The sequence below is a fragment of the Nocardia sp. NPDC060259 genome (assembly GCF_042728775.1).
Lineage (GTDB): Bacteria > Actinomycetota > Actinomycetes > Mycobacteriales > Mycobacteriaceae > Nocardia.
In genome coordinates, this window is the sequence record NZ_JBHXAY010000003.1 from 1 (window position 1) to 12,912 (window position 12,912).

Consider the following 12,912-nt stretch of genomic DNA (forward strand, 5'->3'; position numbering starts at 1 on the left):
GGCACCCGCCGGTGGCGGGTGCCCGGAGGTGTGACGGTGTCAGGCCAGTCTGATCAGGCCGTAGTCGAATGCGTGTCTGCGGTAGACCACCGAGGGCCGGTCGCTCTCGCGGTCGTGGAACAGGAAGAAGTCGTGTCCGACCAGTTCCATCTGGTACAGCGCGTCGTCCACCGACATCGGTGTCGCGGTGTGCACCTTGGTGCGCACGATGTGGCCGGGACCGCCTTCGTCTTCGGCTGCCTCGGCATGGGCGTGCGCGGCAGCGCCGTTCGCCTGGGTGAACAGGGATTCGTCGACCAGTGTGGCGGTGGCCCGTGCGACCGAGACGGGCGTCTTGTCGCCGTAGTGCACGACGCGCCGCTTGTCCTTGGACCGGCGCAGTCTGGTCTCGATCTTCTGGGTGGCCGAGTCCAGCGCGGCGTAGAAGCTGTCTGCACAGGCTTCCGCGCGCACGATCGGTCCACGGCCGCGCGCGGTGATCTCCACACGCTGACAGGCCTTGCGTTGACGACGGTTGCGTTCGTGGAAAAGTTCCACATCGAAGAGGAAAATCGACGGATCGAAGCGCTCGAGGCGAGCCAGCTTCTCCGCGACATGGATTCGATAGTGGTCGGGGACTTCGACATTCCGACCGGAGACCACCACTTCGGCGTTCGGGCTCTCGGTCGTGTCGGGGGCACTGTCAGCCAGTGCCGTAGGGTCAGCATCTCGCACTGATGCCCGTGAAGAAGTCGTCACGCGTACCTCCCGGATATGGCCGCACACGATAGAGCGAATGCGGCGGGATTGAGCTGTGCCGATCGGGAATCGCTCGGCACCAGATGTCCGCGGCGCCACCTCCCAAACTTGTCGTTCGGTGTGTGTGTCCGCGACGCTAGTCCGCCACGGGCAAGCGCGCCACTGTTCACGCAAATTTCGCGTCGTCAAGCCGCGCAGGTCACCAAAACGGCACGCGGACGTACGCCGATTCGACTAAGAACGCGCACCGATTCGGTGACGGTCGCCCCGGTGGTGAGCACATCGTCGACCACAACGACCTCGGCGTTCGGCGCGAGACCAGCGGGTCCGAGCGCACCGGCGACCGTCGTGATCTTGTCGCGCAGATTGTGCGCGCGCTCATAGGTCGTCAAGCCCACCGAATCGCGCACGCCGGGCCGCATCCGCAGCAGCGGCACGGCCCGGCAATCGATCAGCCATTGCGCCGCGGCCACCGCCGACCGCGCCACCGGGTCGCCGCCACGGCGCCGGGCGGCCGCGGCGCGGGTGGGGGCGGGGACGAGAACCAGCGGCCGATCGGGGGCCCGCAAACGGGCGAGAGCGACGGCCAGCGCCAGGCCGAGCGGTGCGGCCAGATCGCGTCTGCCGCGTTCCTTGGCGGCCAGCACAGCGCGTCGGGCGGGACCGCGATAGGGGCCGAGCGCCCAGCACGGGACACCGGGATCGGTGCGCGGCCTGACCCGCACCGGATCCAGGCTCAGCTCGGCCGCGCAGCCGGCGCACCAGGCCGCGCCCGCCGCCGCGCAGCCGGCGCAGTGCACGGGCACCACCAGATCGAGCAGGGCTCTCATAGCGCGTGAGTATCACACCGCGCACCGACAGATCAGCTGGGCAGCACCGGGACGACCTGTTCGCCGGTCAGCCCCGGCACCTCGCGCCAGAAGCGGTCGTTGCGGGCCGGGTCGGCGGTCTGCAACTGCAGCACGGCGCGGGAGTCGGCGACGTACTGGGTGGCGGGCGCCGCGGTCACCACGCGCACCGGCGGGGTCAGGTTCTGCGAGGTCACCGGGGTGAACTGGGAACCGTCGATGGACACGGTGAAGACCGGGTCGACGTTGCCCTCGCGCGCCACCATGATGGTGTCGCCGGTGACCCAGCTCAGCGAGACCGCGCGGCTGCTCAGGCCCAGCGCGATCGGCAGCGGGGAGGTGAGCGCGTACTTGCCGTCGGGCCTGCGCTCGATCACCGCGACGTAGACCTTCCCGTCGGCGATCAGCGCCGCACGCGCGCCGGTGCGCGACACCATGATCTCGCTGATCGGTGGACGCGGCGAACCCGATCCCTCGAACAGCGCGGTGGTGTCGACGTCCTGCACCGAGACGTTGCCGGTCGCGCGATCGGTGACCGCACGGATGACACGGTCGCCGTCGACGACGGTCCACGCCGCGCCGCCGTCGGCGGTCCACGACGGACGGGCGATGCTGGCGCCCTCGGCGACCGCGAACGCCTTGGCCCCGTAGTTGCCGATCAGCAGGGTCCGGCCGGGTTCCGGTGCGGGCCTTCCGGTGTCGGCGACCGCGGCGACGAACTGGCCGTCGGCGGAGATCCCGACCGACTGCAGGTTGGTCGCGTCGCCGAAGGATCCGTTCGGTGTGACGATGCCGTCCGGGGTCACCTGGACCAGCGTGCCGTCGCGCAGGGCGTGCAGGCCGATCCGGTTCTGGCCGGGCGCGGACGCGCTGTACTGGTCGAGGTCGGCGACCGACCAGCCGTTGGCGTAGCGCTCGTCGAGCGGTTTGCCGTCGGCGAGCAGCACGTACGGGCCGAGAATGTCGGCGCCGGCCAGCGTCATCACCACCTGCGCCGCGAGCAGTTCGCGTTCGCGCTGGCCGAGGGCGCCGACGCCGCCGAAGTCGATGCGGACGCCGCCGATGCCGATGCCGACCTCGCCGGGTTCGTTGTTGGCCTTGGTGATCGGGCTGCGCACGGTGATCGGCGGGGCGAGCTGGTTGCGCACCACCGGGGCGATCGTCGACTGCGGGCCCGCGCCGAGCATGCCGATCAGCCGCTCGGTCAGCTGGGCGCGCGGGACCGAGACCCAGCGCGGGTCCGGCACGAGCACGGAACTGCTCGAGTCGATGTACTGCAGGACGTAGCGGCGGTAGGACTTGTCGAACGCGCTGGAGTCGATGACGACGCCGTCGGGCAGCTCGGTGATCCGCCACTCGCCCTCGATCTTGCTCATCTCGATCTTGTTCTCGAGTGTGCCCTCGACGGCCCGGTAGCCGCCGTCGCTCGCGAGCTCGCCGACCTTGCGGGCGCGGATGACGTAGCTGGCCTTGTCGCCCGAGCGCGACTCGCGCAGGGTGTCGGGCCGGTCGACGATGGTGGTGCTGGCCTCGTCGTTCCAGCTGCCCGCGGTGTCGGCGGCGATGTACTGCCTGGCCGCCGCGTGCCGGTTGGCTGGATCGGCGCTGGCGGTGAGGAAATCGCTCACCAGCAGGTCGGGGTCGCGGCCGGAGATCGGCGGTGTCGGGCCTTCCGAGGTCGGGGCGCGGTTGATGGTGCCCAGCGCCTGGGGCGCCGAGGACTCCGGCAGGCTGGCGCAGCCGGTGAGGACCAGCAAGCAGGCCAGGACAGCCGCAGGCAGCACGGCGCAACGCCGCGGCGAGCGATCACCACCCGCGTTCGTCATGACTGTCGGTCTCCGGTCTCGGTGGACATCGGCTCCTCGTGCTCGGCTTCGGTCGCCGCGCGCCCGTTGGTCTCGGGGCGTGCCTGCTCGGTCGGCTCGGCGCCGGATTCCGGTGCCTCGGCGGACGGCTCGCCCGATTCCGGGTCGACCACCACCTCCGGTTCGTCGGCCGGGTCGGTCTCGGGCAGCGGCGGCACCTTGCGCAGCATCGGCTCCAGCGCGAGCGGGCTCGCACCCAGCTTACGACCGCGCACCATCGGCAGCAGCAGCCGGAAGCTGGCGCCGACGCCGGGATCACCCCAGGCCTCCAGCCTGCCCTCGTGCAGGTTGGCGTCCTCGACGCTGATCGACAGGCCGAGGCCGGTGCCGCCCGAGCGGCGCACCCGCGAGGGGTCCGAGCGCCAGAACCGGTTGAACACCAGTTTCTCCTCGCCCGGCCGCAGCCCGACGCCCTGGTCACGCACGACGGTCGCGACCGCGTTGGCCTCGGCGTCGCCGCGCATCCGGATCAGCACCGGCTTGCCCTCGCTGTGGTCGATCGCGTTGGCGAGCAGGTTGCGCAGCACCCGCTCGACGCGCCGCGGGTCGACCTCGGCGACGACCGGTTCCTCCGGCAGGTCGATGACCACCTCGACTCCGGCTTCCTTGGCCAGGTGGCGCACCGTGGAGATCGCGGCCCGCGCGCACATCCGCACGTCCAGCGATTCCACCTGCAGCTCGGCGACACCGGCGTCGTGGCGGGAGATCTCGAGCAGGTCGTTGAGCAGGCCCTCGAACCGGTCCAGTTCGTTGACCAGCAGTTCGGAGCTGCGGGCCAGCGCGGGATCGAGATCGTCGCTGGAGCCGTGGATGAGGTCGGCCGCCATGCGCACGGTGGTGAGCGGGGTGCGCAGCTCGTGGCTGACGTCGGAGGTGAACCGGCGTTGCAGGTTGCCGAACTCCTCGAGCTGGGTGATCTGGTTCGACAGGCTCTCGGCCATCTCGTTGAACGCCTGCGCGAGCCGGGCCATATCGTCCTCGCCGCGCACGAGCATGCGTTCCTTGAGCCTGCCGTCGGCGAATCGGCCGGCGATCCGCGCGGCCGACCGGATCGGCAGCACCACCTGCCTGGTCACCAGTGCGGTGATCGCGGCGAGCAGCACCAGCAGCACGACGCCACCGATGAGCATCGTGCCGCGCATCAGCGACAGGCTCGATTCCTCGCTGGCCAGCGGGAATATCAGGTAGATCTCCAGTGTCGCGATCTCGGCGCTCGGGCTGCCGATGATCAGCGCGCGCCCACGGTAGCCGTCCGGGTCGGCGACAGTGGTGAACTGGTAGGAGACCTGGTTGCGCTGGACGAACCGGCGCAGCTCCTGTGGCACTTCGGAGATGGGGCCCGCGGTGATCTCCTGCGGCGGGGTGCCGCCGACCATCGCCAGCGCCGAGTCGAAGCTACCGGCGGCACCCGTGGACTGGCCGGTGCCGCCACGGCTGGACAGCGCGGCGCGCGCGTCGGCGAGCTGTTGCTGCTGACTGTTCGCGTCGTGGACGCCGGAGAGAATGTCCTCGATCGTGCTGCGGGCACGATCCATCTCCTCGACCGCCGCGTTGATCTTGGCCTCGAGCAGCCGGTCGGTGATCTGACCGGTCAGCACGACACCGAGGATCGTGATCACGATGAGCGAGAGGGTCAGCGTGGACACGATGACACGCAGCTGCAGCGACCGGCGCCACAGATGGCCCAGCGCGGTCCCGACAGCCTGGAACCAGGCCATGACCGGGGCCGCCCATCGCCGCACCTGCGTGACGAAGGTTTGCGCACGTCCGTGCGCTGGAGGCGCTGACGCTGTACCGGCAGGTCGACCGTCGGTCACAGCGGCGCCTCACAGGTACCGATCACGGCGGTCCGGCCTTGTAGCCGACACCGCGGACGGTCAGCACGATCTCCGGGTTCTCCGGATCCTTCTCGACCTTGGCGCGTAGTCGCTGCACGTGCACGTTGACCAGGCAGGTATCGGCGGCGTGCCGGTATCCCCAGACCTGCTCGAGCAGCACCTCGCGGGTGAACACCTGCCGCGGCTTGCGCGCGAGCGCGACCAGCAGGTCGAACTCGAGCGGGGTGAGCGAGATCTGCGCACCGCCGCGCGTCACCTTGTGCGCGGGCACGTCGATGACGATGTCGGCGATGGAGAGCAGCTCGGCGGGCTCGTCCTCGGTACGGCGCAGACGCGCGCGCACGCGGGCGACGAGTTCCTTCGGCTTGAACGGCTTGACGATGTAATCGTCCGCGCCGGACTCCAGACCGAGCACCACATCGACCGTGTCGGTCTTGGCGGTGAGCATCACGATCGGAACGCCGGAATCGGCCCGCAGCACACGGCATACGTCGATGCCGTTCATGCCGGGCAGCATCAGGTCCAGCAACACCAGGTCGGGGCGGATCTCCCGCACCGCCGACAGGGCCTGCGTGCCGTCGCCGACCACGTGCGGGTCGAACCCTTCCCCGCGCAAGACGATGGTCAGCATCTCAGCGAGTGCCATATCGTCGTCGACGACCAGAATCTTGGGCTTCATAGTCCTATGTTGTCATCTCCCAGGCCAGGATCGGGCCGCCACGCCATTAATGGTGTGAACCCGTCGCGTATCCAACCTTATCCGGCAAAGATTTCCGAGCAGAGGGTGAGTAGGGCAGGCCCATCGTCATCGGATCGGTATGTCCACCATCGACCGAACCAGTCGCGGTCGGCCAGCTCACGATAGACCTCGCCGGTGCGCCGCTGCAGACCGCCGTCCCGCTCGTAGGCGTCCAGCGCCCTGGTCTCGTCGAGTTCGCCACGGCGGCGGGCACGTTCGGCCGCGACCTCGGTGGGAATGTCGATCAGTACGGTCAGCTCGGGGGCGGGCAGCCCCAGCCTGCCGAACTCCAGATCGCCCACCCAGGCGACGATTTCGCCGTCGGCGTCCTGTTCGGCGCGGGCCGCCGAGTACGCGGCGTTGGAGGCCACCCAGCGGTCGAGGACGACGATGTCGTTGGTGTCCAACAGGTTCGACAGTTCCGCGCTCGCCGCGGCCCGGTCGAGGGCAAACATGATCGCCATCGCGTTGATCGAGCCGGCCAGGTCGCCGTGCCCGCCGCGCAGCGCCTCGGCGGCCAGATCGGCGTGGATCGATCGGCCGTACTGCGGAAAGGCCAAACTACCCGCCCGCAATCCCTTGGCGGACAATTCGGCGATCAATCCGTCGATCAACGTCCGTTTACCGGCGCCGTCGAGGCCTTCCACCGCAATCAGTACGCCCATGAGCGGTGAGATTACCCGGCGGGATTCGGCGGGCGCCCAGCGAGCCGAGCATGCGGGCGCTGTGTCGTCCGGCGCGCCGGGCATGCGGCGACCGGATTCCCCGTTTCACCCACTCGACCCAGTGTGAAGTGGTCTCATTCCAAAGTCCTCGGCTGACCGATTCCGTCCGGTCCATCGAGGGCACTCACCACCCCGGACCCCCGCCGGGCCGCTCGATCCAGGAGTCACCATGCCCCACCGAACCATCCTCCGCGCCGCCGTGGCCGCCACCGCGCTCGGCATCACCCTTGCAGGCTCCGGTGTCGCGACCGCCGCGCCCGCGATCGATCCCGTCGGCCGCGGCCACCACTCCGGCTCGGCCGCCCTGCTCAGCGGCTCCGCCGAGGCCGGCTCCGCCGCCGCGGGCTCCGCGGCCGAACTCGCCGCCTGCGCACTCCTGGAAGCCGTCATCCCCCTGCCGGTGTGCCTGCTGCTGGTCTGATCACCGGATTCCCCGCGGCCCGTCGATCCCCCGATCGGCGGGCCGTCGCCGTTCTCCAGCGCAACGGCAACCACCCCACGATCTGCGACACCGGCCCCATCGGCTGACACCGGCAGATCCGCTCCCGATCGAGCGGTGCGCTCACCCCCAGAACTGCGGTCTGGTCCGCACCCCCACCACCGATGAGGATTTCGCTATGAGAAAGATCGTTCACACCACCGTCGCCGCCCTCACCGTCGGTCTCGCCCTCGCAGGCGCCGCCGCCACAGCGACCGCCGAGCCGCGACCGCTCGAGCCCCACTCGCCCGCCCAGGTGGCTGATTCCGGGAGCAGCATCAGCCCCGTGACGATCACCTCGCTGCTTCGCTCGCTCGCCGTCGCAGTCGGAAGCGCCGAGCCGTGCGACTACACCAAGTTCCCGTCCAACTGCGCCTTCTGATCCGGGCAGGCTGTCCCTGCTCCGCGAATGCGGCCTGCCGATCACCGATCGGCAGGCCGTTGTCATGCCGTCTCGTACCGCACGCGCCGAAACGAACACCGGCCCGCCGATCTCTGCGATCGGCGGACCGGCGTGCACGAACTACCCGCGCTGCCTCAGTAGCGGTAGTGGTCCGGCTTGTACGGGCCTTCCACGTCAACGCCGATGTATTCGGCCTGGTCCTTGGTGAGCTTGGTCAGGGTGCCACCGAGGGCCTCGACGTGGATCTTGGCGACCTTCTCGTCGAGGTGCTTGGGCAGGCGGTAGACCTCGTTGTCGTACTCCTCCGGCTTGGTCCACAGTTCGATCTGCGCGATGACCTGGTTGGAGAAGCTGTTCGACATGACGAACGAGGGGTGGCCGGTGGCGTTGCCCAGGTTCAGCAGGCGGCCCTCGGACAGGACGATGATCGCCTTGCCGGAGTCGAAGGTCCACAGGTCGACCTGGGGCTTGATGTTCAGGCGCGCGGCGCCCGAGCTCTCCAGCGCGGCCATGTCGATCTCGTTGTCGAAGTGACCGATGTTGCCGAGGATGGCCTGGTCCTTCATCGCCTTCATGTGCTCGAGGGTGATGATGTCCTTGTTGCCGGTCGAGGTGATGACGATGTCGGCCTGCGAGATCGCCTGCTCGACGGTGACCACGTCGTAGCCGTCCATCAGCGCCTGCAGCGCGTTGATCGGGTCGATCTCGGTGACCTGCACGCGCGCGCCCTGGCCCGCCAGCGACTCCGCGCAACCCTTGCCGACGTCGCCGTAACCGCAGATCAGCACCTTCTTGCCACCGATGAGCACATCGGTGCCGCGGTTGATGCCGTCGATCAGCGAGTGGCGGGTGCCGTACTTGTTGTCGAACTTCGACTTGGTGACCGAGTCGTTGACGTTGATCGCCGGGAACACCAGCTCACCCGCGGCGGCGAACTGGTACAGCCGCAGCACGCCGGTGGTGGTCTCCTCGGTGACGCCCTTGACCGAGTCGGCGATGACACTCCACTTGGTCTTGTCGGTCTCGAGGCGCTCACGCAGCAGGTTGAGGAACACCTTGTACTCGGCCGAGTGGTCGGTGTCCTCGGGCGGAACGACACCGGCCTTCTCGAACTGCGCGCCGCGCAGCACGAGCATGGTCGCGTCGCCACCATCGTCGAGGATCATGTTGGCGGGCTCGTTCGGCCAGGTGAGCATCTGCTCGGCCGCCCACCAGTACTCCTCCAGCGTCTCGCCCTTCCAGGCGAACACGGGGGTGCCCTTGGGCTCGTCGACGGTGCCGTTCGGCCCGACGACGATGGCGGCCGCGGCGTGATCCTGGGTGGAGAAGATGTTGCACGAAGCCCAGCGCACCTCGGCGCCGAGGGCGACGAGCGTTTCGATCAGGACGGCGGTCTGCACCGTCATGTGCAGCGATCCGGAGATGCGCGCGCCCTTGAGCGGCTGCACATCGTGGTATTCGCGGCGCAGAGCCATCAGGCCGGGCATTTCGTGCTCGGCGAGGCGGATCTCCTTGCGGCCGAATTCGGCCAGCGAGAGATCTGCCACCTTGTAATCGATGCCGTTGCGGACGTCAGCGGTGAGCTCGGTGCGCGCGGGAAGTTCTGAGGTCGTCATCAGCCTCTCCTGGTAGTCAGTACCGAGGCAAGGCTACCGCGTGCGGGCGCCGCCGTTCCCCGGTCCTACGAGGCCGCGGTCAGGCCGCGGCGCGGTATCGGGCCAGCAAACGCCGCGGCTTGGGCGGCGCGACATTGGCCAGGGTCAGGTCGCCGCCGTAGTGGGCGGCCACCTTGGGGTCCATCACCGCTCGCCACAGCGGCGGGACGGCGGCCAGCAGCAGCATCGTGGCGTAGCCGGCGGGCAGCTGCGGCGATTCGCTGCTGCTGCGCAGGGTCTGATAGCGGCGGCCGGGGTTGGCGTGATGGTCGCTGTGGCGCTGCAGATGGAACAGGAAGATGTTGGTGACCAGGCGATCGCTGTTCCAGCTGTCGCGCGGGGAGCAGCGTTCCCAGCGGCCGTTGGGCTTGCGTGCCCGCAGCAGGCCGTAGTGCTCGACGTAGTTGACGGCCTCGAGCAGACCGAACCCGATCACTGCCTGCAGCGCCAGCCACGGCAGGATCGCCGGGCCGAACGCCAGCACCAGCGAACCGAAGAGCACCGCGCTCATCGCCCACGCCTGGAGGATGTTGTTGCCGGTGCTCCACCAGCCGCGGCCCTTCCTGGCCAGGCGCGCGCGTTCGAGTCGCACGGCCGAGCGGAAGCCGCCGATGACGCTGCGCGGCAAGAACTCCCACAGCGATTCACCCAGCCGGGCACTGGCCGGATCCTCCGGTGTCGCGACCCGGGCGTGATGGCCGCGGTTGTGCTCGACGAAGAAGTGCCCGTACCCCGACTGGGCGAGCGCGATCTTCGACAGCAATCTTTCAGCGCTCTCCACCCGATGGCCCAATTCGTGGGCGGCGTTGATGCCGATGCCGCTGACGAAGCCGACGGTGGCGGCCAATCCGAGCTTGTCGACGAGGTCGAGATCGTTGCCCGCCCACATCGCGCAGGCGATGACGAGGCCGATCAGCTGGACGGGCAGGAACAGGTAGGTGCACCAGCGGTAGTACCGGTCGGCGGAGAGCGCTTCGTAGTCCTCGTCGCGCGGATTGTTGCCGTCCTCGCCGACGATCCAGTCCAGGACGGGGATGGCGACGAGCACGATCACGGGCCCGATCCACCAGAACACTTCGGCACCGGTGCGGTACACGAGCTGGGAAGGCAACAGCGCGGACGCCGGAGCGATCAACCCTAGAGCCCAGAGATACCGTTTGGGATCACGAAGACCCCCCGGTTTGCCAACCGTTTGCACACCCGCTCCGCTGTAAAAAGACCAATCGCCGACCGATGTGAATACTGACAGACAGTAGGCGCGTTACACAGAGGCAGATCGGCAAACGTGGTGATGGTTACACGGTGGCGAATCAGAGCCGCTCAAGCACCGGAGTGACCTCCGTCACCGTCCTGGATTCGGAGACCTCGTACCTGCACGATCGCCTCCACGTACGGACTGAGCAGAGCGCTCATCTCCGCCGGTGCGTCGCGCGCGGGGACCGGCGGATTGGGGATGTAGCTCAGCGCGATGCGCACCAGCGCGTGCGCGATGACATCGGCCTCCTCGTCGGTCGCGTTCACCCAGCTGTGCTGGAACACATGGGCCAGCCGCGCGGTGGCGTGTTCGAGCAGCGGGCCCGCGTCCAGGGTGATCAGCCGCAGCAGGTCCGGCTTCATCTCCCCGGCCAGCAGCGAGCGCACCAGCGGGTCGGCCGCGGCGGCGAAGAAGAACCCGGTCATGCCGACCCGGATGGCGGCGCGGGCATCGCCGACATTGTCGAGGAGCGCCTCGCCGACGTGATCGACGAGTTCGTCGGCCAGGCGCAGCGCGTAGGCCTGGGACAGGCCGGCGCGCGAACCGAACTCGTTGTAGAGCGTCTGCCTGCTGACGCCGGCCCTGGCCGCGACGTCACCGAGCGTGATCTTGGACCAATCACGCTCGGTGAGCAGGTCGCGCATCCCGTCCAGGACCGAGGTGCGCAGCAGTTCTCGCGCCGCCTCCTGGTACGGGATGCGCGACCCGGTGCGCGGAGTGCCCGCGACGCTCACGAACGTTCGATCTCGACCATGAAGAAGTCGGACTTGGCCGCGCCGCAGTCCGGGCAGGTCCAGTTGTCGGGAATGTCCTCCCACTTGGTGCCCGGGGCGATGTTGTCATCCGGCCAGCCCTGCGCCTCGTCGTATTCGAAACCGCACTGCACACACTGGTAGAGCTTGTACTCGGTCACCGCGATACTCCTACCGCCTCGAAGTCGATCTTCTCCCGCACCCCGCAGTCCGGACAGCACCAGTCGTCGGGCACCGACGACCAAGCCGTGCCCGCCGGAAATCCTTCGCGCGGCGCGCCTTTCGTTTCGTCGTAGACATAATCACAGACCGGGCACTTGTACGCACTCATGCCTGCTTCTCCTGTCCGTATTGCGCGAGTACCTTCGCCCGGCGCTTCGGTTCGATATTGGCCAGGGTGACGTCGCCGCCGTAGTGCGCGAGCACGCGCTTGTCCATGACCTTGCGCCAGATCGGCGGGAAATAGGCGAGCAGGATCATGCTCGCGTAGCCGCTGGGCAGGTTCGGCGCGCCGTCCCAGCTGCGCAGCGTCTGATAGCGCCGGGTCGGGTACGCGTGGTGATCGCTGTGCCGTTGCAGGTGGTAGAGGAAGATGTTGGTGACGATGTGGTCGCTGTTCCAGCTGTGCTCGGGCGCCGGCCGCTCGTAGCGCCCGCGTGCGGTCTTCTGCCGGACCAGGCCGTAGTGCTCGAGGTAGTTCACCGACTCGAGCAGGCTGAACCCGATGACGGCCTGCAGGATCAGATACGGCAGCACCTCGATGCCGAAGACCGCGATCAGGCCGAGCCACAGCACCACCGACATCGCCCAGGCGTTGAGCACGTCGTTGCGCAGCGTCCACGGGCTCTTGTCCAGCCGGTGCAGGCGTTCCTTCTCCAGATGCCAGGCGGAGCGGAAGCTGCCCGCCACCGTGCGCGGCCAGAACGCCCAGAACGTCTCGCCGATGCGGGCGCTGGCCGGATCCTCCGGCGTGGCAACGCGCACGTGATGTCCACGGTTGTGCTCGATGTAGAAGTGGCCGTAGAACGACTGCGCCAGCGCGACGCGGGCGAGCCAGCGCTCCAGGTGGACCTTCTTGTGGCCGAGTTCGTGCGCGGTGTTGATGCCGATGCCGCCGATCATGCCGACGCTGATCGAGATGCCGATCTTGTCGACCACGTTCGCGCCGCCGGGGAAGCCGAGCCAGTGCAGGTTGTCGGCGGAGATGACGTAGCAGGCGAAGATCAGCGAGGCGTACTGGAACGGCAGGTACAGGTAGGTCAGGTAGCGGTAGTACTTGTCGTTCTCCAGGTACGCCATCACCTCGTCGGGCGGGTTGTCGCCGTCGGGACCGAAGAACAGGTCGGCCAGCGGAATGATGAGGTACACCAGGATCGGCCCGAGCCAGAACGGCACTTCCGCGAGCCGGTGCCAGCCGAGCTGGTTGAGTCCCCAGATCAGCGGGATTCCGATGGTGAACAAGCCGGTCGGGGCGAACAGGCCCCACAACCAGAGGTAGCGCTTGGAATCGCGCCACTGCGGGGGCGCCACCCGCTGTACGGACGCGTTGGCATCAGTCGACATCGTCGTCTCCATCCTGCGACACACTTCACACCTGTGATGTGCGTAACTCTCTG

Annotated in this window: 14 protein-coding genes; 2 read left to right on the plus strand and 12 right to left on the minus strand. The window is 68.4% G+C overall.

Features of this window, described 5'->3' with window-relative positions; all coding sequences use genetic code 11:
- Positions 1-39: 39 nt before the first annotated feature.
- The 6 genes from hpf to ACFWF2_RS02075 all read right to left on the minus strand — a co-directional run bounded on the left by hpf (position 40) and on the right by ACFWF2_RS02075 (position 6,693).
- Positions 40-738, minus strand: a complete 699-nt coding sequence (gene hpf / locus ACFWF2_RS02050; RefSeq protein WP_379303648.1) for a ribosome hibernation-promoting factor, HPF/YfiA family — start codon at positions 736-738, stop codon at positions 40-42.
- A gap of 185 nt (positions 739-923) precedes the next feature.
- The gene (locus ACFWF2_RS02055; protein ID WP_379303650.1) at positions 924-1,568 is read right to left on the minus strand and encodes a ComF family protein; all 645 of its coding nucleotides are present in this window, start codon (positions 1,566-1,568) and stop codon (positions 924-926) included.
- A 32-nt stretch (positions 1,569-1,600) separates the two neighbouring features.
- Positions 1,601-3,412: an MtrAB system accessory lipoprotein LpqB gene (lpqB, locus tag ACFWF2_RS02060; protein WP_379303652.1), complete on the minus strand. Its 1,812-nt coding sequence runs from the start codon at positions 3,410-3,412 to the stop codon at positions 1,601-1,603.
- Positions 3,409-5,169, minus strand: a complete 1,761-nt coding sequence (mtrB, locus tag ACFWF2_RS02065) for an MtrAB system histidine kinase MtrB (protein ID WP_379303948.1) — start codon at positions 5,167-5,169, stop codon at positions 3,409-3,411. Before mtrB ends, lpqB begins: the two co-directional genes overlap by 4 nt.
- 121 nt (positions 5,170-5,290) lie before the next feature.
- Positions 5,291-5,968: an MtrAB system response regulator MtrA gene (gene mtrA / locus ACFWF2_RS02070; protein WP_379303654.1), complete on the minus strand. Its 678-nt coding sequence runs from the start codon at positions 5,966-5,968 to the stop codon at positions 5,291-5,293.
- A gap of 77 nt (positions 5,969-6,045) precedes the next feature.
- Entirely contained in the window at positions 6,046-6,693 is a 648-nt protein-coding gene (locus ACFWF2_RS02075) for a dTMP kinase (protein WP_379303656.1), read from the minus strand.
- A 229-nt stretch (positions 6,694-6,922) separates the two neighbouring features.
- On the opposite strand from ACFWF2_RS02075, the gene ACFWF2_RS02080 reads away from it, so the two are divergent.
- Positions 6,923-7,174, plus strand: coding sequence for a hypothetical protein (locus tag ACFWF2_RS02080; protein WP_379303658.1), 252 nt, complete (start codon positions 6,923-6,925; stop codon positions 7,172-7,174).
- 196 nt (positions 7,175-7,370) lie between these two features.
- Entirely contained in the window at positions 7,371-7,613 is a 243-nt protein-coding gene (locus ACFWF2_RS02085; RefSeq protein WP_379303660.1) for a hypothetical protein, read from the plus strand.
- Positions 7,614-7,768: 155 nt separating this feature from the next.
- Here the strand turns inward: ACFWF2_RS02085 and ahcY are convergent, their stop codons facing one another.
- The 6 genes from ahcY to ACFWF2_RS02115 all read right to left on the minus strand — a co-directional run bounded on the left by ahcY (position 7,769) and on the right by ACFWF2_RS02115 (position 12,859).
- Positions 7,769-9,250, minus strand: a complete 1,482-nt coding sequence (ahcY, locus tag ACFWF2_RS02090) for an adenosylhomocysteinase (RefSeq protein ID WP_379303661.1) — start codon at positions 9,248-9,250, stop codon at positions 7,769-7,771.
- A gap of 79 nt (positions 9,251-9,329) precedes the next feature.
- Positions 9,330-10,424 (minus strand): alkane 1-monooxygenase, encoded by a 1,095-nt coding sequence (locus ACFWF2_RS02095; RefSeq protein WP_379303663.1) that lies wholly within the window; start codon positions 10,422-10,424, stop codon positions 9,330-9,332.
- 185 nt (positions 10,425-10,609) lie between these two features.
- A complete protein-coding gene (locus tag ACFWF2_RS02100) occupies positions 10,610-11,278 on the minus strand; it encodes a TetR family transcriptional regulator (RefSeq protein WP_379303664.1) in 669 nt (222 codons plus the stop codon).
- Positions 11,275-11,457 carry a rubredoxin gene (locus ACFWF2_RS02105; protein WP_189026616.1) on the minus strand — a complete coding sequence of 61 codons (183 nt, stop codon included), beginning with the start codon at positions 11,455-11,457 and terminating at the stop codon, positions 11,275-11,277. The genes ACFWF2_RS02100 and ACFWF2_RS02105 overlap by 4 nt, the downstream gene beginning before the upstream one ends.
- A complete protein-coding gene (locus tag ACFWF2_RS02110; protein WP_379303666.1) occupies positions 11,454-11,627 on the minus strand; it encodes a rubredoxin in 174 nt (57 codons plus the stop codon). The genes ACFWF2_RS02105 and ACFWF2_RS02110 overlap by 4 nt, the downstream gene beginning before the upstream one ends.
- On the minus strand, positions 11,624-12,859 hold the full coding sequence (locus ACFWF2_RS02115) for an alkane 1-monooxygenase (RefSeq protein ID WP_379303668.1): 1,236 nt from the start codon (positions 12,857-12,859) through the stop codon (positions 11,624-11,626). Before ACFWF2_RS02115 ends, ACFWF2_RS02110 begins: the two co-directional genes overlap by 4 nt.
- Positions 12,860-12,912 lie beyond the last annotated feature (53 nt).